General features: G+C 65.5%; 20 protein-coding genes. 16 read left to right on the plus strand and 4 right to left on the minus strand.

Annotation, left to right across the window (positions count from 1 at the left end; all coding sequences use genetic code 11):
* Positions 1–86 precede the first annotated feature (86 nt).
* From GGQ62_RS12530 to GGQ62_RS12550, 5 genes are all read left to right on the plus strand, one after another.
* Positions 87–2,621 (plus strand): TonB-dependent receptor, encoded by a 2,535-nt coding sequence (locus GGQ62_RS12530; protein WP_152578634.1) that lies wholly within the window; start codon positions 87–89, stop codon positions 2,619–2,621.
* Between the two features lie 58 nt (positions 2,622–2,679).
* Complete coding sequence (locus tag GGQ62_RS12535; RefSeq protein ID WP_243446254.1) at positions 2,680–3,930, plus strand: YdcF family protein; 1,251 nt, start codon at positions 2,680–2,682, stop codon at positions 3,928–3,930.
* Positions 3,927–5,954, plus strand: coding sequence for a glycoside hydrolase domain-containing protein (locus GGQ62_RS12540; RefSeq protein ID WP_152578635.1), 2,028 nt, complete (start codon positions 3,927–3,929; stop codon positions 5,952–5,954). Before GGQ62_RS12535 ends, GGQ62_RS12540 begins: the two co-directional genes overlap by 4 nt.
* Positions 5,955–6,209: 255 nt before the next feature.
* The gene (locus tag GGQ62_RS12545) at positions 6,210–6,902 is read left to right on the plus strand and encodes a hypothetical protein (RefSeq protein WP_152578636.1); all 693 of its coding nucleotides are present in this window, start codon (positions 6,210–6,212) and stop codon (positions 6,900–6,902) included.
* Positions 6,903–6,976: 74 nt separating this feature from the next.
* Positions 6,977–8,263, plus strand: coding sequence for an Hsp70 family protein (locus GGQ62_RS12550; protein ID WP_152578637.1), 1,287 nt, complete (start codon positions 6,977–6,979; stop codon positions 8,261–8,263).
* Between the two features lie 37 nt (positions 8,264–8,300).
* On the opposite strand, the gene GGQ62_RS12555 is transcribed toward GGQ62_RS12550, so the two are convergent.
* Positions 8,301–9,362, minus strand: a complete 1,062-nt coding sequence (locus GGQ62_RS12555; protein ID WP_152578638.1) for an AI-2E family transporter — start codon at positions 9,360–9,362, stop codon at positions 8,301–8,303.
* Positions 9,363–9,575: 213 nt separating this feature from the next.
* Here GGQ62_RS12555 and GGQ62_RS12560 point away from each other — a divergent pair, with 213 nt between their 5' ends.
* Positions 9,576–10,595 carry an endonuclease/exonuclease/phosphatase family protein gene (locus tag GGQ62_RS12560; RefSeq protein ID WP_152578639.1) on the plus strand — a complete coding sequence of 340 codons (1,020 nt, stop codon included), beginning with the start codon at positions 9,576–9,578 and terminating at the stop codon, positions 10,593–10,595.
* An 854-nt stretch (positions 10,596–11,449) separates the two neighbouring features.
* On the opposite strand, the gene crtD is transcribed toward GGQ62_RS12560, so the two are convergent.
* Positions 11,450–13,033: a 1-hydroxycarotenoid 3,4-desaturase CrtD gene (gene crtD / locus GGQ62_RS12570; protein ID WP_152578640.1), complete on the minus strand. Its 1,584-nt coding sequence runs from the start codon at positions 13,031–13,033 to the stop codon at positions 11,450–11,452.
* 89 nt (positions 13,034–13,122) lie between these two features.
* Here crtD and GGQ62_RS12575 point away from each other — a divergent pair, with 89 nt between their 5' ends.
* From GGQ62_RS12575 to pufC, 10 genes are all read left to right on the plus strand, one after another.
* The gene (locus GGQ62_RS12575) at positions 13,123–14,274 is read left to right on the plus strand and encodes a methyltransferase (RefSeq protein WP_152578641.1); all 1,152 of its coding nucleotides are present in this window, start codon (positions 13,123–13,125) and stop codon (positions 14,272–14,274) included.
* A 134-nt stretch (positions 14,275–14,408) separates the two neighbouring features.
* Positions 14,409–15,353, plus strand: coding sequence for a chlorophyll synthesis pathway protein BchC (bchC, locus tag GGQ62_RS12580; protein WP_152578642.1), 945 nt, complete (start codon positions 14,409–14,411; stop codon positions 15,351–15,353).
* Positions 15,350–16,345 (plus strand): chlorophyllide a reductase iron protein subunit X, encoded by a 996-nt coding sequence (locus GGQ62_RS12585; protein WP_152578643.1) that lies wholly within the window; start codon positions 15,350–15,352, stop codon positions 16,343–16,345. The genes bchC and GGQ62_RS12585 overlap by 4 nt, the downstream gene beginning before the upstream one ends.
* Positions 16,338–17,843 (plus strand): chlorophyllide a reductase subunit Y, encoded by a 1,506-nt coding sequence (gene bchY / locus GGQ62_RS12590; RefSeq protein WP_152578644.1) that lies wholly within the window; start codon positions 16,338–16,340, stop codon positions 17,841–17,843. Before GGQ62_RS12585 ends, bchY begins: the two co-directional genes overlap by 8 nt.
* On the plus strand, positions 17,840–19,291 hold the full coding sequence (gene bchZ / locus GGQ62_RS12595) for a chlorophyllide a reductase subunit Z (RefSeq protein ID WP_152578645.1): 1,452 nt from the start codon (positions 17,840–17,842) through the stop codon (positions 19,289–19,291). The genes bchY and bchZ overlap by 4 nt, the downstream gene beginning before the upstream one ends.
* Positions 19,292–19,451: 160 nt before the next feature.
* Complete coding sequence (gene pufB, locus GGQ62_RS12600) at positions 19,452–19,676, plus strand: light-harvesting antenna LH1, beta subunit (RefSeq protein ID WP_152578646.1); 225 nt, start codon at positions 19,452–19,454, stop codon at positions 19,674–19,676.
* 12 nt (positions 19,677–19,688) lie between these two features.
* Complete coding sequence (pufA, locus tag GGQ62_RS12605) at positions 19,689–19,877, plus strand: light-harvesting antenna LH1, alpha subunit (protein ID WP_152578647.1); 189 nt, start codon at positions 19,689–19,691, stop codon at positions 19,875–19,877.
* A gap of 132 nt (positions 19,878–20,009) precedes the next feature.
* Positions 20,010–20,834 (plus strand): photosynthetic reaction center subunit L, encoded by an 825-nt coding sequence (gene pufL, locus GGQ62_RS12610; RefSeq protein WP_152578648.1) that lies wholly within the window; start codon positions 20,010–20,012, stop codon positions 20,832–20,834.
* Positions 20,835–20,848: 14 nt separating this feature from the next.
* Positions 20,849–21,820: a photosynthetic reaction center subunit M gene (gene pufM / locus GGQ62_RS12615; protein ID WP_152578649.1), complete on the plus strand. Its 972-nt coding sequence runs from the start codon at positions 20,849–20,851 to the stop codon at positions 21,818–21,820.
* The gene (gene pufC, locus GGQ62_RS12620; RefSeq protein ID WP_152578650.1) at positions 21,817–22,950 is read left to right on the plus strand and encodes a photosynthetic reaction center cytochrome PufC; all 1,134 of its coding nucleotides are present in this window, start codon (positions 21,817–21,819) and stop codon (positions 22,948–22,950) included. Before pufM ends, pufC begins: the two co-directional genes overlap by 4 nt.
* Positions 22,951–23,122: 172 nt before the next feature.
* Here the strand turns inward: pufC and GGQ62_RS12625 are convergent, their stop codons facing one another.
* Positions 23,123–23,488, minus strand: coding sequence for a c-type cytochrome (locus tag GGQ62_RS12625; protein WP_207790534.1), 366 nt, complete (start codon positions 23,486–23,488; stop codon positions 23,123–23,125).
* Positions 23,489–23,498: 10 nt separating this feature from the next.
* The gene (locus GGQ62_RS12630; RefSeq protein ID WP_243446255.1) at positions 23,499–25,055 is read right to left on the minus strand and encodes a flavin monoamine oxidase family protein; all 1,557 of its coding nucleotides are present in this window, start codon (positions 25,053–25,055) and stop codon (positions 23,499–23,501) included.
* Between the last annotated feature and the right edge of the window lie 15 nt (positions 25,056–25,070).

Consider the following 25,070-nt stretch of genomic DNA (forward strand, 5'->3'; position numbering starts at 1 on the left):
CGCCATTGCGCGAGATGGTCATCGACCCGCCGCCCACCTGTCACAAACCTCCCCTAACTGCACGCCTTGCTTGTTAGGGGAGCTTAATGTTTTCGCGATTCATAGCTATTCATGCGCGGGCGCTGGCGACCGTCAGTGCGTTGGCATTCGCCGCGCCGGTTCTCGCCGCCCAGCCTGTTGAAACCGCCGCCGTCGCGGACGCGGCTGTCGCCGACGCGGCTGTCGAAACCGAAAGCGAGATCATCGTCACCGGGGCATCCCGCGCACAGCGCCGTTTTGATGCTTCTTTTGCAGTCAATTCGCTTTCCCAAGACGAAGTGCGGCGGATCGCCCCGAAGAATTATGCCGAGCTGCTTGGCATCATGCCCGGCATCCATGTCGAGGCGACCGGGGGCGAAGTGCAGAACGTCACCCGCGTGCGCGGCATCCCGACCGACCGCGGCTACCTTATCTTCCAGCAGGACGGCCTGCCGCTCTTTCACGAAATCGACGGCGTGTTCTTCAACTCCGGCGACGGCATGAATCGGTTCGATCTGATGACGGAACGCGTCGAGGTCGTGCGCGGCGGCCCGGCGCCGATCTATGCCAGCAGCGCTGCGGCCATTGCCAACAACATCACTGTCACTGGCAGCGAAGAATCGCGCGGCATGGCGCAGGTCACGCTCGGTGACACCGGCCTTTATCGGCTTGACCTCGTGCAGTCCGGCAAGATTGCCGACCGCACCTTCTATGCGATCGGCGGCTTCCTGCGCCATCACGACGGATACCGCGACAATGGCTATCCCAATGACAAGGGGGGCCAGATCCGCGCCAACATCAAGCGTGAGCTCGACAATGGCTTCATCAAGCTGTCGGGCACCTATCTCAACGACAAGAACACCTTTTATCTGCCGATTCCGCTCGCTGACCCGCGCAACCCCGCGGTTTCGCTCGATCCGTTCATCAACTTCTTCACCGGCACGATGAACTCGCCATCGCTCCGCGGGCTGGACATCAGCTATCGCGACGGCAACAACAGTGTTCAGACCCTGCAGCGCGATCTCGCCGATGGCCGTCATATCCGCTTCGGCAACATCGGCCTGCAGTATGAGGGCGATTTCGGCGGCTGGCTCGTTGCCGCCAACCTTGGCTACACCAAGGGCAAGAACAGTTTCGATGCCTTTTATTCAACGACCAATCCCGTCGACGCTCGGACCTTTGCGGCTGGCTTCCTGCCTGCCGCGCGAACCGCGTTCGGCACCGCTGCCACCCCGGTCGCTCGGCTCGGCTATGCAATTGCCGGCTCGAACGGCACCGCGGTCTATGACCCTTCCGCGGCTTCGGGCCTCGTCATGTCGGGCCAGTACCGCGCCGTGGAATCGGATTTTTACTCGGGCCAGGGCACATTGAGTGTCACCCGCAAGTTCGTCACCGGAATCGGAACGCATGATGTCAAGGCCGGCATCTATGGCGCCGCTTATGGCGCCACCAACCTCGCCGTCTACAGCGACATGCTGATCGAAGTCGCCGGCAAGCCGCGCACGCTCGATCTGGTCGCCTATGGCGCGTCGGGCCAGGTGCTGGGGTATGTGACCGACAACGGCACTTTGCGCGCTACCACCACGCTCAACCAGGGCGAAGCCGATGGCAAGGTCCTGGCGCTTTTCGCCAACGACACCTGGGAAATCGTGCCGAGCCTGCGGCTTGACGCAGGCATTCGCCACGAATGGTATGATTATTCGGGCTATTCGCTGCTGTCGACCGGGGGAATTGACCTCGGCAATGCGACAACCCTGGCCGACAACGCCACGCGCGGTTTCACCGGCGCCCGAGTGACAACGAAGCTGAAACCCACGGCGACCAACTGGACGGTCGGCCTCGGTTATGACTTCACCTCCAACCTCGGCGCCTATGGCCGCGTTTCGACCCTCGAGGTGCCGCCGCAGGCAACGGTCGCGTTGAGCACGACGCCGACCATAGTCACCACCGTGGCGCGCCAGTATGAGGCGGGGATACGCGCCGACTTCGGCCGATCCTACCTGTTCGTCACCGGCTTCTACACCAAGTTCGACCCGTTCAATGCCTCGTTCGTGGCGTTCAATCCGGTCACGGGCCGCAATGACCAGTCCGTGCCGTTCATCGGCGAAGCCATCGTCAAGGGTGTCGAAGTCGACGGCCGGTTCGTTCCCGTCGACTGGCTTTCGTTGGCCGGATCCGTCACCTTTGCCGATCCCCAATATCGCAACCTGCAGAACACCGCGGGCGCCGATCCAAGCGCGGTCAACGGCAACCAGATCATCCGTGAACCCAAGGTGTTCGGCAATATCCGCCCGACCCTGTTCTTCGAAACCGGCAAGACCCAGATCGAAGTCTATGGCCGCCTCGACTTCGTCGGCAAACGCTTTGTCGACCTGTTCAACCAGACATCGATGGCCGCTTATCAGACGCTGGCTGCCGGCGTGACCGTCAACCGCGATGCTTGGCGCTTCCAGCTCGTCGGTGACAATCTGACCAATGCCAGGGGCGTGACCGAAGGCAACCCGCGGACCGACCAGCTCGCCGGCCAGGACGCTTCGGAGGCCATCTACGGCCGCCCATTGTTCGGCCGCAATTTCCGCTTCATCGTCAGCCGCAGCTGGTAAGCGGACGAAGATCGCGCCGGCCATCGCGCCGGCGCCTCCCTGCTCTGGAGACGTGTCGATGCGGCTTGTGCTTGGCGCCTTGATGCTTGCGGCCGTATTGGCAGGACCGGTGCCGGTGCTGGCACAGGACCCGCCAGGCTATGCGCGTCCTTTCGCCGATACGCTCGAAACGCGCGTATTTCCGTTGTTTGCCATGCTGCACGCCGCCCCGGGCTGGACGGCGGCGCTGCGCGCTGACCCCCAACTCGCCCGGCTGGCGTCTGCCCGTGCGGCGCGCATCCCGCCCGACGCCTGCGCCCCGGCACCGCAATGCCTCGCCGATGCCTGGCTATGGACGACAGACGACATCGCCAAGGTTTCGGAACGGTTGCGGCTGATCATGCGCGACCGCGCGCTGGCCGACGCGCTTGTGGTGCGTCAGATGCGGCCTTCGGGTCGCTTTGCACGGCATGCAGCCCTTGCCGATGCGGATTTGCTGGGTGCTGCCTGGGCCGATGCTGCCAACGGCATCAACCGCGTCATCGCGATCTATGCCAAGGGCGAGCCGCCGCGATATCCCAAAATCGATGCAATGATCTTCGATGTTGCGCGGCCCGAGTATCCACAGCTGCTGGCGGCGCACGGCACGAGCATTGCCGCGCTGCCGCCCCCGGACGACACCGTGTTCGATCCCGTGCAGCGTTATGCGACGGGGCTGCTGATGATCAACGAGCGGGCCGATGCCGGCGCCTTCCGGCCGCTGCTGGGCGGCGACAATGCCGCGACCGTTCGTGCGATTGCCGGCACCGACTGGCGCGGCGAGCGTCATTCCGCGCTGCTTGTTTTCGGCCACGGCCCGGAGGACGCCCAGTCGCGGACCGGTGTCATGGGACATATCCGGATGCGCATCGCGGCGGACTTGTTCGCGCGGCGGCTGGCGCCGTTCATCATCGTGTCGGGCGGCAATGTCCATCCCAACCGCACGCCGTTCAACGAGGCGGTGGAGATGAAGCGCCTGTTGATCGAACAGCATGGCGTTCCGGCCGATCGCATCCTGATCGAACCGCATGCGCGCCACACCACCACCAATTTGCGCAATACGGCGCGGCTGCTGCTCGCAGCCGGCTTTCCGGCCGACCGGCCCGCGCTGGTGGTGTCGGACCACGCGACGATCCGCTACATCGGCAGTGCCGAACTATCCGTGCGCAATCTGCGTGAAATGGGGTTGCAGCCCGGCACGCTGGCGCCTGGCCCCGATCGCTTTTCGCTGATGTTCAAGCCCGATCCGGCGGCATTCCATGTCGAAGTTGCCGATCCGCTCGATCCATGAACGTGCGGTTCAGAGCATTTCGCTTCCTTGTCGCGTTGGCAGCGACCGTCGTTTCCGCCGGCTCGGCGCCAGCTGTCGCGCGCCCGCCGGGGCTGTTGGTCGATCCCTTTGTCGGCACGCTCGCTGACTTCGGCCAACTCAGTCCGGCGGCGGTTGCGCCCTATGGGATGGTCCAGATCGGTCCCGATACAGATCCGGCAAATCATGCCGGATATGACCATGCAGCGACGCGACTTGTCGGGTTTTCGCATACGCGCGGCGTCGGTGTCGGCTGTGGCGGTGCCGGCGGCGATGTGCGGATAAATGTCGGCTATGGCGGTGATCCTCTCGCGGCCCCGATCGACAAGCGCCGCGAACGTGCGCATGCCGGATATTATCGCGTCGCCTACGGCAGGGGCATCATCGCCGAGATGACCGCGACACGCGGCACCGGCGCCATTCGCTTCACCATGCCCCGTTCGGGCCCGGTGACGGTCAGCGTCGACTTCGGGCCTGGCTATGCAAAGCGGATCGCTGCGAAATGGCAGGCAAAGGCCGACGGCGATCTGCACGCCGATTTTTCGGCCGGCACCGTCTGCGATGCCGGGATCTATCACCTGCATTCCGCGACTCGGCTGTTGCGGGCCGGCAAGCCTGTGACGGCGCACTGGCAAGGCGATGGATCGCGCGCGACCTTGATGCTGACGGTGCGCAGCGGCGATGTCGTCGAATTGCGCACTGGCCTTTCGGCGGTCGATGCCGCCGCAGCTGCTGCCGTGCGCGAGACCGAAATGGGCGACATGTCGTTCGATCATGTTGCCGCGCGCGCTTTGGCGGATTGGAACACGCAATTGTCGCGCCTGACGATTTCCGGCAGCCGCGCCGAACAGGCATTGTTCTACACCGCGCTTTTTCGCGTCATGCAAACGCCCGTGGCGATCACCGATCCCGATGGCCGGACGCGGGGCAGCGACGGCCGCATCCTGCAGCTCGACCCGGGCGAACAACATTATGCCAGCTGGGCGATGTGGGACAATTACCGGACCCAGATGCCGCTGCTCGCGCTCATCGACCCGGTGCGTGCCGAGGCGATCGCGCGCGCGCTGGTGCGGCTCTACGCCAGCGGCAAACAGCGCTGGGCAACCTCGGACGAACCCTTCCTGACCGTGCGGACCGAGCACGCCGGCATCGCTCTGCTCGATTTCCGCCGCAAGGGTATCATCGGGTTCGACGCAAAGGCGGCGCTGTCCGGCATGGTGGCGGAAAGCTCGACGCTGGCCCGCAACACGCCCGATGAGCAGATCGAGGCCGCCTATGACGACTGGGCGACCGCTGAGCTTGCGGCCGACCTTGGCGAACCCGACCTTGCCCGCAGCTTTCACGACAAGGCGTTGGGCTATCGACCCATGTGGCTCGACACGTTTCGCGATTTGGGGCCGGACGCCGATGTGGTCAAGGCGCGCGGCCTGTACCAGGGAACGCTGGCGCAGTATCGCTGGGCCCCCGTCTTCGACCTGCCATGGCTGGCACAGGCAATGGAACCGCGGCTGATCCCCGAACTGGAGCGCTTTTTCGGCGACAATCTTTTCAACATTACCAACCAGCCTGACCTGCACGTGCCCTATCTGCTGGCCTGGGCCGGCCGGCGTGATGCGAGCCTGGCAATTGTTCGCCGCTATCTGTCCTTGCCGGTGGCACATCGCTACACGAATTCGGGCGTCCGCCCCGAACCCTGGATTGGCCGCAGCTTTGCGCTGGCACCGCAAGGCTTTGCCGACGGCATGGACGACGATGCGGGCACGATGTCCGCCTGGTACATCTGGGCGACGCTGGGACTTTATCCCCTGACACCGGGCGAACCACGCTATCTCGTGACAAAGCCAATCCCGAAGGTCACCGTTTTGAGACCTTTTCACGACGTCGACATCGTTCTGCGAAAGGGCCGGGATGGGCTTTTGACCATTGGAGGCCAAGAGGTCACGGGCATCTTTGTCGAGCACACGATGCTCGATGGGATAGCTGCTGCAAAAACAGCGCAGAAATGATCCGTCCGGAGACGCGGCCGACCTGCACCGGCCGCTCTGCGCTGGCATGATTTGCTGGAGGCGATTTTGCGTGGCACGTAGCGCGGTAACCGCCCAGCGTTTGCCACGGGTCGCTGCTTGGACGATGGCTAGCGACGCACGTCACCCGATGCCATCGCGCAACGCGGGCGGAACGACGTGGCGGACGGCGCGTTCAACCGTGCAACCGGTGGACCCCTGCCGGTCTCGATTTTCGGTTTGAAAGCAGAAATTTCCATGACAGCCCCCATCAAATCCCGTGTCCTCATCGGCGTCCTCGGCGGCGCACTGGCATTTTCCACGGCGGCAACGGCGCAGGTCCAGGGCCAGCAGCAGCAAGGGGGAATCCTCGGCCAATTGCTCGGCTCCGTTTTCGGCGGCAATCAGCAGGCCAGCGAACAGACGCTGGAATCGGACTGGAACCAGGGGCGTCGCCCATTCGAACAACGCCGCGACCAGCTCGACGCGCGCATCAATACCGCGGTGCAAAATGGTTCGCTGAGCCGCAACGAGGCCGACCAGATGCGGCGCGAATATGACGATATCGTCCGCCTCGAATCGCAATATTCGGCCAATGGTGCGATGTCGCAGCAGCAGCGCACCGAACTCCGGTCGCGCTATCGCGCGCTGACGCAGCGGATGAGCGCGCAGGGCAATGGTCAGGGCTACGGCCAGGGCTATGGGCAAACCGGCGGTTTCGGCAATGACCGCAACACGGCACGATGGACACAGATGGAAACCCGTCTGGCGACGGCGGAGCGCAACGGCAGCATCACCCGCAACGACGCCGTGCAGGTGCGGGCGCAGTTGAGCGATCTGGCGCGCCTCGACGCAGCCTATTCGGCGCGCGGTTACAGCGCCGAGCAGCGCAGCTATCTGACGCGGCGCTATGGCGAGATCGAGTCGATGCTCGGCAATCGCCGCCGCTGAGGGAGCCGCACGCGGGGACGGCAGCGTCCTAAGACTTTGCGCAAAGCCGTCCGCCTGTGTAGCGACGTCGGCCCATGCCCGCACCCCGCATCCTCGGTCTCGATTTCGGGACCACCAACTCCGTCGCCGCAGTCGCGCGCGGCGACGGATCCGACCTTGTCGTCCTCGACAGCCCGGACGGCGGCACGACCGGGTTTCGATCGGCATTGTGCTTCTGGGAGGATGAGGCGGTCCGCGGCGGCATCGCCGTCGAAGCCGGCCCGCAGGCCATCGCCGAATATCTGGAATTTCCCCAAGGCAGCCGGTTCCTGCAGTCGTTCAAATCGGTCGCGGCGAGCCCGAGCTTCGAACATGCGACGATCTTCGAGCGGCGGTACCGCTTCGAAGATCTCGGCCGCACCTTCCTGCGGACAATGGCGGGCCACAGCCGTGGCAGCATGGCCGATGTCGACCGGCTGATCATCGGTCGGCCGGTGGTTTACGCGGGTCACGCCCCCGACACTGTGCTGGCGCGGCAGCGCTATGACCTGATGTTCGATGGCATCGCTGCCGAGCGGCACTATGTCTACGAGCCGCTCGGCGCCGCCTTCAGCTACGCCACGCGCATCACCGATCCCGCGACGATCCTGGTCGCCGATTTTGGCGGCGGGACCAGCGATTTCTCGGTTGTCCGCATCGAGGCGCCGGGCGCCGCGCGGCGCTGCATCCCGCTCGGCTATGCCGGCGTCGGCATTGCCGGCGACCGCTTCGATGCGCGGATCGTCGAACAGCTTGTCATGCCGCTGCTCGGTTTGGGCGGCAGCTACCGCTCCTTCGGCAAGGTGCTTGAAATTCCGCGCGGCTATTTTGCCGACTTTGCCGACTGGTCGCGGCTGGCGCTGATGCGCAACCGCAAGACCGTTGCCGAGCTGGAAAAGCTGCAGCGTACGGCGCTCGATCCGGGCGCCATCGGCCGCATGATCGCGATCATCGAGGAAGAGCTGGGGTTTCGGCTCCACGAGGCCGTCGGCAAGGTCAAACGCGACCTGTCATCCGCGGAGACCGCGCATTTTCACTTCAGCGGCGCCGGGCTGGCGATCGAAGCCGACGTCACCCGCGCTGCCTTCGAACGCTGGATCGCGCCCGAGATCGCCGAAATCGCGGCCGCCGTCGACCGGGCCCTGGCCGCTGCGGCGGTCGATGCCGGCGCGATCGACCGTGTGTTCCTGACAGGCGGCTCGTCGCTGATCCCGTGCATCGGACGGCTGTTCGCCGACCGCTTCGGTGCCGATCGCATCGCCACCGGCGGCGAACTGACGTCGATCGCCCATGGCCTCGCGCTGATCGGCGCGCAGGACGACCTAACCGCCTGGACGGCGTAGCGGCGCCGTCAACCGTCTAAACGGCGTAGCGTCGCCGTCAGTCCCGCCCGGCGACCTTGATGTCCTTGCCCAGCAGCGTGCGGACATAGACGCGCTGGACGAGGACGAAGACGACCACCGTCAGGGGTGCCGCCAGCAGCACGCCGATGAACCCGAACAGCAGCCCCGCCGCCACCACCGCGAACAGCAGGATGGCCGGTGGCACGTCGACGGCATGTTTCTGGATCATCGGCTGCAGGAGATTGCCCTGCAGCTGCTGGACGACAAGGAACAGGACGACCGTCCACAAGGCGGTGGTCGGCGACACGGTGAAGGCCAGCAGCACCGCCGGCACGCCCGCAATGATCGGCCCGACCATCGGGATCACGTCGAGAAGCCCGGCGATGAGGCCAAGCCCACCCGACGCCGGAACGCCGAGCAGGGCAAGGCCGATCCAGGTGACGGCAGCGACGACGAGCGAGGACACCGCCTGGCCGACCATCCAGCCGCGCAAGCCATGGGCGGCGTCGTCGAGCCCGGCCGCTGCCGTGTCCTCGGCGCGGCTGGGGATCAGCAACAGCAGGCCGCGACGATAGACGCCCGGGTCGCTGGCGACGAAAATGGCGCCGACGAACACCAGCACCAGATTGGCAATGCCGTTGCCGGCCGTCAGCGCATAGCTGCCGGCCTGGCTGGCCAGCGCGGAGATATCGCCGCCGCCCTGGTCGAGAAGGTCGCGTGCCGGCTTGCCGAGCCCGACGCGGTCGAGCAACCCGCGGACCTCCTCGATCGCCGGCGGGATGCTCTCGCGGATCGTGTCGAATTCGTCAGCCAGCTGCGAACCGAACAGCGTGAAAACGCTGGCAAAGACACCGAGCAGGGCAATGACGGAGATTGCCAGCGACGGCCCGCGCTTGAGCTTCGTGATCCGGCTGACGAAGCGCGTCATGACATCGAAGATCGCCGCCAGCACCAGCGCCGCGAACACCAGCATCAGGAAGCTGCTGAGCGTCAGCAGCAGCCACGCGACACCCAGGATGACGACGCCCATGACAATGATCGTCGCGATGCGTCCCAGGTCGTCGGCGCGGTTGTTGGCAGGGGCTGGCGGTTCGGTCATGCTCGGTCGCGCTCCTCGGCATCGGGACGGGCGCCCGATGCCATGCTTGCAGCCTGTGACGCCACTTGTGGCATGTGTCGACTCCGGCGTGGGCGAGCGACGGCTTTTGACTGGTCCTGCGCCATTGGCGTGGCTATCGTCGCGGCCTGGCCGTTGCTGCGGTGACCAGCGAAGGATCGCGCGATCATCATCGTCACCCGACTGCTTGCCGCCGTGCTTATCCTTGCAACCGGCCTCAGCCTTGTCGAATCGAATGAATGGTGGGTCCGCATCTGGGATTTTCCGCGCGCGCAGATCCTTGCGCTGCTGATCATCGCTGCTGGCCTGGTCCTGTGGCGGGACCGAGCATGGGGGAAATGGCTTGCGGTTGGCTGCGCCCTGGCCGGAGGCTGGCAACTGTACCGCATCATGCCCTACACGCCCCTGGGATCGAAGGAGATCGCCTTTGCCGACCGGCAGGACAAAGGCGACGGGTGCTTCAGTGCGCTGTCGCTCAATGTCCTCGAATCGAACCGCGATTATGCGCGTACTGCAAAGCTGATCGACCGCGAGCGGCCCGATATCCTGCTGCTGCTGGAAACCGACCGGCGGTGGGAAGCTGCGCTCGCGCCGCAACTCGGGCGCTATCCGCATGTCGTCGCGCAGCCCCAGGACAACACCTATGGTCTGATCTTTGCCTCGCGGCTGCCGATGCGGGAAGGCCGAGTCGAAATGATCGCCGAGGCGGATGTCCCCTCCGTCAGCGCGGTGCTCACGGCCAGAAGACCGTTTCGGGTGATCGGCCTGCATCCGCGTCCACCCTCGCCTGGCCAGGATACGGAAGCACGCGACGCCGAAATCGCCGTTGCCGCCCGCAGGGCAGCGCGGGACAAGCGCCCCGTGCTTGCCTTCGGTGACTTCAATGACGTCGCCTGGTCGCGCACGTCGCAGCTGTTCAAGCGCATCGGCGGCTATCTCGATCCGCGGATCGGACGCGGGACTTTCGCGACCTTCCCTGCCTGGGCGCCATTGCTCGGCTGGCCGCTTGACCACATGTTCGTCACGCCCGAGTTCGAGGTTCGTTCGCTGAGGGTGCTCGAAAATGTCGGCTCCGACCATCTGCCGGTCAGCGCCATATTGTGCCTTGCCGCCGGTGCAACCGGCAATGATCGGCCCGAGCCGGTTTCGGCGGAGGATCGCCGGGACGTCGACGAGATCATGGACGAATATCGGTCGGAACGCCGCGCCGAATGACCTGCGGCGGGCGCGCGCGCCCTAATTTCGGCGCGGCATCCGCCACGGCAGCATCCATTGCACGATCGGCGAACGAAAACGGTCGAGCGACAGCGATTCGTGAACGGCGTGGACGTCCTCTCCGAACATCCGGCTCGACAGCGCCGTGCGCGAATAGAAGGGCGTGTCCTCCCAGGTTGCGCGCACGCGGGCGGCAGCGGCCGAATCGGCGCGGGTCAGCCGGTCGATCGCCCAGCCGGTGCGCGGCAGGACGACGCCGTGCGGCATCTCGCAGACTTCGGCATTGCCATCCCGGCCGATGCGCAGCGCCATGCCGAAATCATTGCCCGACCGCAGCTTCCCTTCATAGATGACGGCGGTGTCGCCGCCCTTCAGGTGGGCGCGCGACCATTGCCAGTCGGCAAAGCCGTCTTCCAACGGTTCGCTGCCATGGTTGGCGTCGAAATAGCCGTGGCCGCTCCAGGCGATATCGGGGTCCGAAAAGGCGACGTCGACGCGCGATCGCGGCGCCAGCGGCTCCCAGACATGGCGGCCCTGCGGGTCGAGTCGGAAGCGGCGCTGCCCGAGCACTTCGGGGGTGACGCGGATGCGGCCGCGCACGGCGCGGGGAATCACCGCGGCCTTCTCGTCGATGTCGATGGTCAGGCCGTTGCCGTCCCAGTGCAACTGGCTCGGGCCGATCTTGAGGAGCGTCCGGTCGCGCCACAGGGCGTTGTTGCCGCGTTCGGTCATCGCCCAGCGGCGGCCGCGCGGGCCATAGAGCGCGACGTTGAGCGACACATGGTTTTCGGGCGCGTGCCGCCCGCTGGCCTTGTAATAGGGGGAAAAGACCGAGCCGATGAAGGCGATGATGGTCAGGCCGAAGCTGTCCCGGCTGCCGGGGTCGCTTTCGGCGTCGACATACCACCAGCGATAGCCATTGGCACCGACAGCCGCGTCGAAGCGCGGGCCGAAAGGATCGCAGCGCTCGCCAAGCGGCCGGACAAGGCCGCCATCGGCACGCCCGCTCCCGGATGCGCCGAACCCCCCGCGAGCCACAGCCCCGCCAACCGGGAACGGCTGCCCGGCCGGCGGAAGCTGGCGCGCCACCCGTGCGAGGCCCGACCATAAAGGGCTCCACCCGTCGAAGGGAAAAGCGCCTCGAACGTCGCCGGCCCCACCGGCACTGTCCGGTGCGGTGTCAACTGCAGCCCGCATCGTTCCAATGCCGCGAATGTCGCCGTCTGACATGCTTCGATCTCCCCCGCGGTTGGTGCGCGTCCGTCTCCGGTGGCGGGCGCATTGACGATAAGCTGAAAACGTTCCGAACCCGTGGCCGCGCCGGGCCTGTCCTGCGCACAGACATAGACACTGGGTGCCGATGGCAAGCGCCGGTCGCGGAAAATCTCCCGAAACTCGCGTTCATAGTCGACCGAGAAAAACACGTTGTGGCGGTCGAGGTCAAACCCCCTGGCCTCGGCGGTCATCATCGTCACCAGCCCCGACAGCGAACGATCGGCGGCTTTCGTGCCATCGACGGCACCGCGCACCGCATCGCCGAAACAGCCGTTGGCAATGGCGCTGGCATCGCAATTGGCGATCACATCGGCGGCGGGAAGGACTTCGCCGCTCGCCAGCACCACGCCGGCGGCGCGTCCCGCCACCACCCGGATGCTCTCGACATGCGCCCCATAGCGGAACTGCGCGCCGCGGGCCGCGGCCAGCCCGGCGAGCGCCTCCGCCACCTTGTGCATGCCGCCTTCGACCAGCCAGACGCCGCGCGCTTCCAGATGCGCGATCAGCATCAGCGTCGCGGTGGCCTCGTACGGAGAGGCGCCGCAATAGGTGGCATAGCGCCCGTACAGCTGGTGCAGGCGCGGGTCGCGGAAATGCTTGCCGAGCGCCGTCCACAAGGTCTGGAAGGGGTTGATCGCCAGCATTTCCCCCATGCCGCCGATGCCGAAGCGCAGCGCCAGGCCGACAGGCGAGGTGACCGGCGCCTCCATGTAGCGATGTTCGAGCGCATTCCAGATCCGCGCCGATTCGGCCCGAAACGCGTCCCAGCCGCGCGCCTCGTCCGGCCCGGCAAACGCCGCGATGGCATCTCGGCTGCGCGCGGGATCGGCCCACAGGTCGAGCTGCGATCCGTCCTGCCAGGCATGGCGCGCCAGGCGCTCGCTCGGCACCAGCGTCAGATGATCGTCGAGGTCGGCGCCGAGTTCGGCAAAGATCGCTTCGAAGACCCAGCGGGCGGTGAACACCGTGGGCCCGGCATCGACCGCGACGCCGCCGCAATCGACGGTGCGCAGCTTGCCGCCGGGCGCCGCCATCCGCTCGACAACCGTCACCGGCACGCCGCGACCCGCCAGCAACGCCGCCGCCACCAGGCCGCCGATGCCGGCGCCGATGATGACGACGCCATCCCGTTCGCTGCGGTCCTGATCGCCTGTCCGGCTCAAAAAATGCGTCCTCGATGCGCCGGCAAAGGCGCCAAATCACCGGCATATGATTGACCGGACAAGGCCGACTGTCCAGTGTCGATGACACAATGACCGATCCGATACCTGGGCCTGGCTGGCGCGAGAAATGGCTTTTGTGGCGCAACCGCTGGCTCGGTGACCCGCGATTCCAGCACTGGTCGATGCGCCTGCCGCTGCTGCGCCGGGTCGCATCGCACCATGCCAATGCGATGTTCGGCGTCATTACCGGCTTTGTCTACACCAAGACGCTGACCGCGGTTGTCGACGCCGGCATCATCAGCGGCCTGGCCCGGGCACCGGCGGCGACGGCCGCGCTGGCCGCGGCCGCCGACCTGTCGCCGGCGGCGATGGCGCGGCTGCTTGCGGCGGCGCAGGCGATCGATCTCGTGACGCCGCTGCCCGGCGACCGCTGGACGCTGGGGCAGCGCGGGGCGGCGCTGGCCAACAACAGCGGCGCGCTGGCGATGATCGAGCATCACAAGCTGTTCTACGATGATCTCGCCGACCCGCTGGCCATGCTGCGTCAGGGGCGCGGCGGCGGCAAGCTCGCCGATTTCTGGAGCTATGCGGCAGCAGCGGGGCAGGGCGTGCCGGCCAGCAGCAGCGCCGACCCCGCGGCGGCGACCAAGGCCAGCGCCTATTCGGCGCTGATGGCGGCATCACAGCCGATGGTCGCGGAACAGGTGCTTGCCGCCTATGACTTCGGCCGTCACCGCCGTTTGCTCGACGTCGGCGGTGGCCATGGGGCCTTTGTCGCCGAGGTGGCGGCGCGCCACCCGGGGCTCGACCTGGCGATCTTCGACCTGCCGCCGGTCGTCGAAACGGCACGCGGCGTGCTGGCCGCGCGCGGACTCGCCAGGGTCGAGGTTCATGGCGGCAGCTTCCGCGACGATCCGCTGCCGCCCGGTGCCGATCTGGTCAGCCTGGTGCGAATCCTCCACGACCATGACGACGCCGTGGTGCAGGCGCTCCTGGCCAAGATCCATGCGGCGCTGCCGCCGGGCGGCCGGCTGATCGTGGCCGAGCCGATGGCCGGTACGCGCGGCGCCGAGGCGATGGGTGACGCCTATTTCGGCCTTTATCTCTGGGCAATGGGGTCGGGGCGTCCGCGCACTGCCGCTGCCTATCGGGCTTTTCTGGAGGGCGCCGGCTTCCGCCGCATCCGCGAACAGCGCACGGCGTTGCCCATGGTCACCCGCCTGCTCGTCGCCGACCGCTGACGACTGCCAGAAACCTGTGTCAAAACAAATTGACGCCAAAAAGCGTCAAGCCAGCTTTACATCTGCTATCGGGTTGGTAGGATGCTGCCGGAAGAGAAGAGCCACCAGGAATGGAGGCTCTCCGGGGATCGGGGATGGATACGCTGGCAGTTGTTGTAGAGGCACCGGGTCAAGTGGCCCTGCGCCGTCTCGACATGGCACCGCCGGAAGGCGACGACCTGGTCATTGCCGTCGATTTCAGCGGCATCTCGATGGGCACCGAAAAACTGATGTACAACGGCTCAATGCCGGCGTTTCCCGGAATGGGCTATCCGCTGGTCCCGGGCTATGAAGCCGTCGGTCGCGTCGTCGATGCGGGTCCGAATGCCAGCGCGACATCGCGCAGCCGCATAGGCGAACATGTCTTCGTGCCCGGATCGTCGAAGTTCATCGGCGCCCGCGGGCTGTTCGGCGGCTCGGCGCAGACTTTGGTCACCGGCTCGGCGCGCGTGCTGTCGATTCCCGAAGGTCTCGGCGAATCGGCGGTGCTGCTGTCGCTCGCTGCCACCGCCCGTCACGCCCTTGCCGGCGGCGCCCTTCCCGATCTCATCATCGGTCATGGCGTTCTTGGCCGCTTGTTGGCGCGCATGGCGGTTGCCGAAGGCCGTCACCCGACAGTCTGGGAAATCAACGGTGCCCGCATGGACGGCGCCTCGGGCTACCACGTTGTTGCCCCCGATGCCGACGACCGCCGCGACTATCGCAGCGTCTATGACGCGAGCGGTGATTCGGCGATCCTCGACCCGGCGGTGGCGCATATGGGCCATGGCGGCGAGATCGTCCTTGCCGGCTTCTACAGCGATCCGCTGAGCTTCAATTTCGCCCCGGCATTTCGCCGCGAAACCCGGATCCGGATCGCCACCGAATTCCTGCCCGACGACCTTGCCGCCGTGGTGGCGATGGTCGGCAGCGGGCGGCTGTCGCTCGACGGCCTGGTGACCAACACCGTGCCCGCCACCGAGGCAGCGACGGCCTATGGCCGCGCCTTCACCGATCCGGCCTGTCTGAAGATGGTGTTTGACTGGAGAGACATGTCATGAGCGTCAACGCTCTGCTCGACGAAGTGCTGGCGCTGCGCGCCGAAGCCGACATGGAGCCCGATCCGGTCCACACCGGCCCGGTCACCAAGGAAACCCAGATCATCGCCATCTATGGCAAGGGGGGCAGCGGCAAGTCCTTCGCGCTGGCAAATCTCAGCTACATGATGGCGCAGCAGGGCAAGCGCGTTCTGCTCATCGGCTGCGACCCGAAATCCGATACGACGAGCCTGTTGTTCGGCGGCAAGGCCACGCCGACGATCATCGAGACATCGGCAGCCAAGAAGCTTGCCGGCGAGGAAATCAGCATCGAGGACGTCTGCTTCCAGCGCGACGGCGTCTTCGCAATGGAATTGGGCGGGCCCGAAGTCGGTCGCGGTTGCGGCGGCCGCGGCATCATCCATGGCTTCGAAACGCTGGAAAAGCTGGGCTTTCACGATTGGGGCTTCGACTATGTCCTGCTCGATTTCCTCGGTGACGTGGTTTGCGGCGGCTTCGGCCTGCCGATCGCGCGCGACATGTGCCAGAAGGTCATCGTCGTCGCTTCGAACGACCTGCAGTCGCTCTATGTCGCCAACAATGTCTGCAAGGCGGTCGAATATTTCCGCAAGATGGGCGGCAATGTCGGCGTCGCCGGCATCCTGATCAACAAGGACGATGGCTCGGGCGAAGCCCAGGCCTTTGCCAATGCCGTCGGCATCCCGATCCTGGTGTCGATCCCGGCGGATGACGACATTCGCAAGAAGTCCGCCAACTACCAGATCATCGGCACCAACGAGAGCCAATGGGGCCCGTTGTTCGAGAGCCTGGCCGAAAATGTCGCGACAGCGCCGCCGGTGCGGCCGAAGCCGCTCGACCAGGACGGGCTGCTCGGCCTGTTCAAGCCCGAAGATACCGGCGGCAGCTTCACCCTGCGCCCGGCCACCCAGGCCGATATGCGCGGCGGCGAGTTTGTTACCAAGCCGTCGCTCGAGGTCGTTTACGACAATGTCTGACCATCTCGATCTTGAACTGCCGGTGGCGGAAGCGGACGGTTGCCATGCCGGCGCCGACACGATGCGCGACGCGGCGGCCAAGGCCGGCAAATCCGACATTCTCGATCGCTATGCCGCCGATTATCCCAAGGGGCCGCACGATCAGCCGCAGTCGATGTGCCCGGCGTTCGGGTCGCTGCGTGTCGGCCTGCGGATGCGCCGCACAGCGACCATCCTCTCGGGTTCGGCCTGCTGCGTTTACGGCCTGACCTTCACATCGCACTTCTATGGCGCCCGCCGCACCGTCGGCTATGTGCCGTTCAATTCCGAAACGCTCGTCACCGGCAAGCTGTTCGAAGACATCCGCGAAGCGGTGTACAAGATGGCCGACCCGGCGTTGTACGACACCATCGTCGTCACCAACCTGTGCGTCCCGACGGCATCGGGCGTGCCGCTGCAGCTCATTCCCGACGTCATCAACGGCGTCCGCATCATCGGTATCGACGTTCCCGGTTTCGGCGTACCGACCCATGCCGAAGCCAAGGATGTCCTTGCAGGCGCGATGCTCGCCTTCGCCCGCAAGGAAATCCAGGCCGGCCCGGTCGCGGCCCCCGCAGTGCGCCCCGACAAGCCGACCATCACCCTTCTCGGCGAGATGTTCCCCGCCGATCCGGTCGGCATCTCGATGATGCTCGAGCCGATGGGGCTCGCCGCCGGTCCGGTCGTCCCGACTCGCGAGTGGCGCGAACTTTACGCCGCGCTCGATTGCGCGGCCGTCGCTGCGATCCACCCCTTCTACACGGCGTCGGTGCGCGAGTTCGAAGCTGCCGGCCGCAAGGTCGTCGGCAGCGCGCCGGTCGGTCGCGACGGCACCGCAGCCTGGCTCGCCGCCATCGGCGACGCGTGCGGCATTGCCGCAGACAAGGTCGCTGCTGCGCAGAACAAGTTCCTGCCTGCCATCGCCGGCGCGCTGGCGGCCAAGCCGATCAAGGGCCGCATCACGGTGTCAGGCTATGAAGGCTCCGAACTGCTGGTGGCGCGGCTGCTCGTCGAATCGGGCGCCGAAGTCCATTATGTCGGCACTGCTTGCCCGCGGACGCGCTGGTCGGATCCCGACCGCGAGTGGCTCGAGGCCAAGGGTGTCCACATCCAGTATCGCGCCAGCCTGGCGCAGGACCTGGCGGCGGTGGATGCCTTCAAGCCCGATCTGGCCATCGGCACGACGCCGGTCGTGCAGCACGCCAAGTCGCACGCCATACCGGCGCTGTATTTCACCAACCTGATTTCCGCCCGCCCGCTGATGGGCCCGGCCGGCGCCGGCAGCCTGGCGCAGGTGATCAATGCGGCGCTCGGCAACAAGGCGCGGTTTGACACGATGCGGACCTTCTTTGAAGGCGTGGGCGAAGGCTTTTCCGCCGGCATCTGGGAAGATACGCCGACCGACCGCCCCGATTTCAAGAAGAAGTACGCCGCCAAGATGCTGGCCTCGGCCAAGGCCGAAGAGGCGATCGGCTCATGACGCTGATTCTCGATCATGATCGGGCCGGCGGCTATTGGGGCGCGGTCTATGCGTTCACCGCCATCAAGGGCCTGCAGGTCATCATCGATGGCCCGGTCGGTTGCGAGAACCTGCCCGTTACCTCGGTGCTGCACTATACCGACGGCCTGCCGCCGCACGAGCTGCCGATCGTCGTCACCGGCCTGTCGGAACAGGAACTGGGCCGTGATGGCACCGAAGGCGCGATGAAGCGCGCGTGGAAGACGCTCGACCCTTCGCTGCCGGCGGTGGTCGTCACCGGCTCGATCGCCGAAATGATCGGCGGCGGCGTGACGCCCGAAGGCACCAATGTTCAGCGCTTCCTGCCGCGCACCATCGATGAAGACCAGTGGCAGGCCGGCGACCGCGCGCTGACCTGGCTGTGGACGCAGTTCGGTCCCAAGAAGGTACCGCCGCTGCGCCCGCGCAAGGAAGGCGCCCGGCCCAAGGTCAACATCATCGGCCCGATGTACGGCACCTTCAACATGGCCAGCGACCTCGCCGAAATCCGTCGTCTCGTCGAAGGCATCGGTTGCGAGGTTAATCTGGTCTTCCCGCTCGGGACGCACCTTGCCGACATTCGCCGGCTCGCCGATGCCGAAGTCAACATCTGCATGTATCGCGAATGGGGCCGCGGCCTTTGCGAAACGCTCGAACGCCCGTATCTCCAGGCGCCGATCGGTCTCAATTCGACGACGCTGTTCCTGCGCAAGCTCGCCGAGCTTACGGGGCTCGACGCCGAGCCGTTCATCGAGCGCGAGAAGCACACCACAATCAAGCCGCTGTGGGATCTGTGGCGGTCGGTCACCCAGGATTTCTTCGGGACCGCAAGCTTCGCCGTTGTCGCCACCGAAACCTATGTCCGCGGGCTGCGCAGCTTCCTTGAAGACGATATGGGGCTGCCCTGCACCTTCAGCTTCATGCGCACGGCAGGGGTGAAGCCCGACAATGAAGCCGTCATCGAAGCGATCAAGACCAGCCCGCCGCTGATCCTGTTCGGCAGCTACAACGAGCGGATGTACATGGCCGAGCACGGCAGCCGCGCCATCTATGTCGCCGCCAGCTTCCCCGGTGCCGCCATCCGCCGCCATACCGGAACGCCCTATATGGGCTATTCGGGCGCCACCTATCTGATCCAGGAAGTCTGCAACGCGCTGTTCGACGCGCTGTTCTTCATCCTGCCGCTGGCCGGCCAGATGGACCGTGCCGAAGCAACACCGTCGCGTCTGCTCGAGCCGGTCGGCTGGGACGATGAAGCGCGGTCGGAGCTTGATGTCCTGGTCGATGCGCAGCCGGTGCTGGTGCGGATTTCTGCCGCCAAGCGCCTGCGCGATGCCGCCGAACGCGCCGCGCGCGACGCCGGCGAAAAACAGGTCACCCGGGACCGGCTTCACGCCGCGGCCCGACTTTTCGAAGCCCAGGCGGCATGAGCCGCTGGCTGTTCAACAAAAGCGCCCGCATCGCGGCGCGCTCATATCTTGGTCCCTTCGGGGGTCTCGACCACTTTGCGGTGGGTTCCAACGCCGCAAAGCTGCCGGTCGGGCGAGGCCATTCCCGGCCCCGTGCGGCGGATACTATGGAGGAAAATAAATGAGTGACAAATCAATGGGGCCAGGTACTTACCTGACCGACGCTGAAGCGAAGGAGCTCCACAAGGGGTTCGTCGTCAGCATGGCGTTCTTCGTGTTCGTCGCCGTCATCGCCCACTTCCTCGTCTGGTCGTGGCGTCCGTGGCTCGGTGCGCCCAAGGGCTTCGCCGCAATCGAATCAGTTCAGCAGGCCGACGCTACGCGCGCCGTCCCGGGCCGTGGTTAAGGAGTAACGACGATGTGGAGAATCTGGCAGACGTTCAACCCGCAGCGTATCTTGACCGCCCTTGCGGTGTTCTTGTTCACGCTCGCGATCCTGATCCATTTCATCCTGCTCAGCACGACGCGCTACAACTGGCTCGACGGCGCCGAACCGGCCGCACAGCCGGTGGCTTCGATCGCTGTCACCGGCAGCGAAGCGGCCTGACAACCAAGTTACGTTGCGTACGAGACAAGGCGAGACGGGCGGGGTCCCGCAAAACGGTCCCCGCCCTCCCGCACCAACAGCTAGATTTCCCGCGCTGAGCCTTTTTGTGCCAGCCCAGGGGGGAGGTGCGCCATGGCGCTCTTGAGTTTCGAAAGAAAATACCGCGTTCGCGGTGGCACGCTGATCGGAGGTGACCTCTTCGATTTCTGGGTCGGTCCTTTTTACGTCGGCTTCTTCGGCGTAACGACGATCTTCTTTGCCGCGCTCGGCACGGCACTGATCCTGTACGGCGCCGCCATTGGTCCGACGTGGAACCCCTGGCTGATCAGCATCGCTCCGCCCGATATCAAATATGGCCTGGCGCTGGCGCCGTTGCGCGAAGGCGGGCTGTGGCAGATCATCACCATGTGCGCGATCGGATCCTTCGTCAGCTGGGCGCTGCGCGAGGCCGAAATCTGTCGCAAGCTCGGCATGGGCTATCATGTGCCGGTCGCCTTCGGCGTCGCCATCTTCGCCTATGTCTCGCTGGTCGTCATTCGTCCCATGTTGATGGGCGCATGGGGCTGGGGCTTCCCCTACGGCATCTTCACCCACCTCGATTGGGTGTCGAACACCGGCTACCAGTATCTCCACTTCCACTATAATCCGGCGCACATGCTGGCGGTGTCGTTCTTCTTCACCACGACGCTCGCACTCGGCCTGCACGGCTCGCTGGTGCTGTCGGCGGTCAACCCGGCCAAGGGCACCGACGTCAAATCGCCCGAATATGAAGATACGTTCTTCCGCGATCTCGTCGGCTATTCGGTCGGCACCCTGGGCATCCACCGTGTCGGGCTGTTGCTGGCGCTTAACGCCGGTTTCTGGAGCGCCGTCTGCATCATCATCAGCGGGCCGTTCTGGTCGCGCGGCTGGCCGGAATGGTGGACCTGGTGGCTTAACCTGCCGGTCTGGCGCTGAGGGGAGATAAGACAATGGCTTATCAGAACATTTTCACCCAGGTCCAGCTGCGCGGGGAGCTTGAACCCGGCGTTCCGCTCGGCAATCACAACGATGGTCGCATCGGGCCGTTCGGTTTCACCTATTGGATGGGCAAGCTCGGCGGTACCCAGATCGGGCCGATCTATCTCGGTGGCCTGGGCATTGCCTCGCTGATCAGCGGCTTCATCGCCATCGAGATCATCGGCTTCAACATGCTGGCCTCGGTCAACTGGTCGCCGATCCAGTTCGTGCGCCAGTTTTTCTGGCTCGCGCTCGAACCGCCACCCGCGAAATACGGTCTGACCATCCTGCCGCCGCTGGCGGAAGGCGGCTGGTGGCTCATCACGGGCTTTTTCCTCACCCTGTCGATCCTGCTCTGGTGGGCCCGTACCTATCGCCGCGCCAGGGAGCTCAACATGGGCACCCATGTCGCCTGGGCCTTTGCCAGCGCGATCTGGCTCTACCTTGTCCTCGGCTTCATCCGGCCGCTGGCGATGGGCAGCTGGGCAGAAGCCGTTCCTTTCGGCATCTTCCCCCACCTCGACTGGACCGCAGCCTTTTCGATCCGGTACGGCAATCTGTTCTACAACCCCTTCCACTGCCTTTCGATTGTCTTCCTGTACGGTTCGACGCTGCTGTTCGCGATGCACGGCGCCACCATTCTGGCCGTCGGCCGCTATGGCGGGGAACGTGAAATCGAACAGATCACCGATCGCGGCACTGCGTCAGAACGCGCTGCGCTGTTCTGGCGCTGGACAATGGGCTTCAACGCCAGTATGGAATCGATCCATCGCTGGGCTTGGTGGTTCGCCGTGCTGACGACGCTGACCGGCGGTATCGGCATCCTGCTGACAGGCACGGTGGTCGACAATTGGTATCTCTGGGCCGTCGAACATCATTTCGCTGTCGATTATCCGGCAACCGGTGTCGTCGATCCCTCCACTCTTCCGGGGGCACCACAATGACGCGCAAACTCAAGCTTCTCGCCCTTGTCGTCCCGGCCCTGATGCTGGCTGGGTGCGAGTTCGGCACCAAGGTCGTGGAACAGGTCGGTCCGCGCGGGACCGGGCTCGCCCAGGTTGCGCAAAAGCGCAACCTGCCGACCGTCGCGCAGGTACCGGCGCCGCCATATGAATTGACGCCGGACATGCTCGAAGGCCCGCGCGCCCGCGACACCTACCAGAACGTTCAGGTGCTGGGCGACATCAGCGCCGACGAGTTCAACTACACAATGGCGGCGCTGACCGAATGGGTTTCGCCGGCAGACGGCACGGTCGAAAACGGCGGTTGCAACTATTGTCACAACCCGGAAAACATGGCCTCGGACGAGCTTTACACCAAGGTCGTTGCGCGCAAGATGCTGCAGATGACGCGCGCCATCAACGCCACCTGGACGCCGCACTTTTCCAACAGCAACTATGCCGGCAAGGGTGCCGGTGTGACCTGCTGGACGTGCCACCGCGGCCAGCCGGTGCCGGTTGCGAACTGGACCGAAAGCGTTCCGACGCCTCCGACGATCTGGGGCAACAAGAACGGCCAGAACACGCCGGCCCGCTCCGTCGCCTTTGCATCGCTGCCCTATGATCCGTTCAGCGCGCTCCTGCAGGGCAAGAACGAGATCCGCGTTCAGGGTCCGCGGACTTTCCCGACCGGACATGAAGCCTCGATCCAGAAAACCGAACAGACCTATGGCCTGATGATGCACATGTCGCAGGGCCTAGGCGTGAACTGCACCTATTGCCACAACAGCCAGAACTTCGCCAACTGGTCGCACTCGCGGGTCCAGCGCGTCAACGCCTGGTACGGCATCCGCATGGTGCGCGACGTCAACGACAATTACATCACGGCGCTCGGCAACACCTGGCCGGCGAACCGGGTCGGGCCGAACGGCGACCCGCGCAAGGTCAATTGCACGACCTGCCATCGCGGCATTTCCAAACCGCTGGGCGGTGTCCCGATGCTGAAGGACTATCCGGCCTTGAAGGGTCCCGTCGCGGGCCCGGTGCCGGCGCTTCCGGCCGAAGCGGTGCCGATCGCCGCTGCTGCGGCAGCGACCCCCGTCGCCGCTGCCGATACGACCAAACCAGCCGCCTGATCCGACCCGGGCGCGCTGCAATGACCCGGCGGGCAAGTCCCGCCGGGTTTTTTGCGGGCATGGCCGGAGGCCCCCGCATCCGATGAAATGAGTCAGACCGTCAGGGCGGCGACGAACGCGGTCGATCGGCGATGTTGCCGAAAAGCGAGAAGCCGTTCGAAGAGCCCGGCGGCTAGCGTTCGCGCCCTGGGGGTGCCTTTACGCCGCGTTCGGCAACATCGGCCGCCGTGATCTTGTCGCGATAATGATTGCCGTAATGGCTGCGGACATAGTTGACGACATCGGCGATCTGCTGGTCCGAAAGGCCGCCCCGGAACCACGGCATCGGCCCCTTGCCGCCGGTGACCACCGTGATCGGGTAATCGGCCGATTCGAGATTGCGGTTGCGCGCCAGTGCGGCGATGCGGCCGGCGCCTTCCGCGCCCATCGCATTCTCCATGTGGCAGGCCTGGCAGACCTCCTTGTAGACCACGGCACCGGGGTCGGGCGCGGGCGCGGCGAAGGTCGGCGTCGCCAGGGCCAGAAGCACAAACGCCACGGTTTTCATGTCAGGCCTCCAGCGCACGTTTGTGAAGCCGGGTGATGGCGTCGAGCGACGACAGCAGCGCGCCCTCCATCCAGCAGCCGATATAGGATGCATGTTCGCCGGCGAGCACGATGCGGTCGTCGACCGCCACCAGCGTCTGGTAATGTTCCTTGCGGGTGTCCTCGTTCCACTGGGCGCAGCAGCCCAGCGTGAAGGGCGACCGGCTCCATGCCACCGCGGTGCCGTTGCTGAACTCTTCCTTGTAACGCCCCGGGTGGAAGACGGACCCCTGTTCGAGCGCCTCGGCAACGCGCTGCTCGGGCGTCATGCCGGCGAATTTGTAGGAGGCCGGCCCGAAGGTATAGGCGCCCAGGATCACCGCGGGGCCACTGCTGGTCATGCCGCCGCTGGGGTAGGAGATCATGCTGATCGGCTTGTCGGTGAAGCTGATGCCGCCATAGATGGCACTCTCGTCTTCCCAGAAACGGGTCTTCATCTCCAGCCCGACCTTCACCGAGTTGGAGTAGGGGACCGCCGCCACCGCCGCCCGCAACCCGGCCGAGGCATCGAGTTCGATCTGGCTGAGGATGCCGAGCGGGATGGTGCAGACGCAATAATCGGCCTTGGCGATGCGCTGGGTGCCGCTGGCGACATCGGTATAGGTCACCGTCACGGCGCCGCCGCTCTGGTCGATCCGCGTCACCTTGGCGCCATAACGGACCAGTCCTTCGACCTGCTTGCCAAAGGCCTGGCCGATCATCCCCATGCCGCCCACCGGCTGGAACATCGTCGTCTGGCGTTCATGCCCCATATGCTGGGCAAAGGCGCGCCAGACGCCGGATTTGCGCACCTCGCTGAAATCGAACGGCGTCGACGGAATGGGCGCGCCATTGATGCCGCCACCGGGGGGCCGGTCCCAGCCGCGCCGCTCGGCCGAATGCTCGCCGCGGACATAGCGCATGTCCTTGTCGAGCATGCCCCAGGTGCGCAGCGCCTCCTTCAGCCGGTCGCCATCCTCGGCGGTGACGACTCCGTTCAGGCCCTTGTTGTCGATGGCTTTCGACAGCAGTTCGGCGACATTGCCGTCCCAGTCGGCGGCGAGCTCGCGATAGCTTTGCGCCTTGCCGCCAAAGGCCTTGCTGTTGTGAATGAGCGCGGCGTGGTTGAGCTGGATGAACGGTTCGAGCGCAACGCCGAACGCCTTGCAGTAATGCAACACGGTGCGGTGGTGGTAGGGGATGCGCCACGGGCCGGGGTTGAGGTAATTGCCCTTGGCAAAGCCGACCTTCTGGGTTGCGCCGCCGAGTTCGGTGTAGCTGTCACCGCCATAAAGCGACCAGTTCCGGCCGCCGGGGCGCGTGTTGTATTCGATGATCTCGACGGTATATCCGGCCTTGCGCAGTTCATAGGCAGCTAGCATTCCTGCAAGCCCGGCGCCGAGCACCACCACCGATGCCCCCGGCCTCGCCCCTGACAGGTTCGGCGGCCCGGCGAACTGCGATTCCGCAGCATGACCCATCGCTTCCATGGCCTGGTAGAGGACCGATGCGCCGCCCAGCACGCCGATGGCATGCAGCATGTCCCGCCGCGTCGG

It is taken from the genome of Polymorphobacter fuscus (assembly GCF_011927825.1).
Taxonomy (GTDB): domain Bacteria; phylum Pseudomonadota; class Alphaproteobacteria; order Sphingomonadales; family Sphingomonadaceae; genus Sandarakinorhabdus; species Sandarakinorhabdus fusca.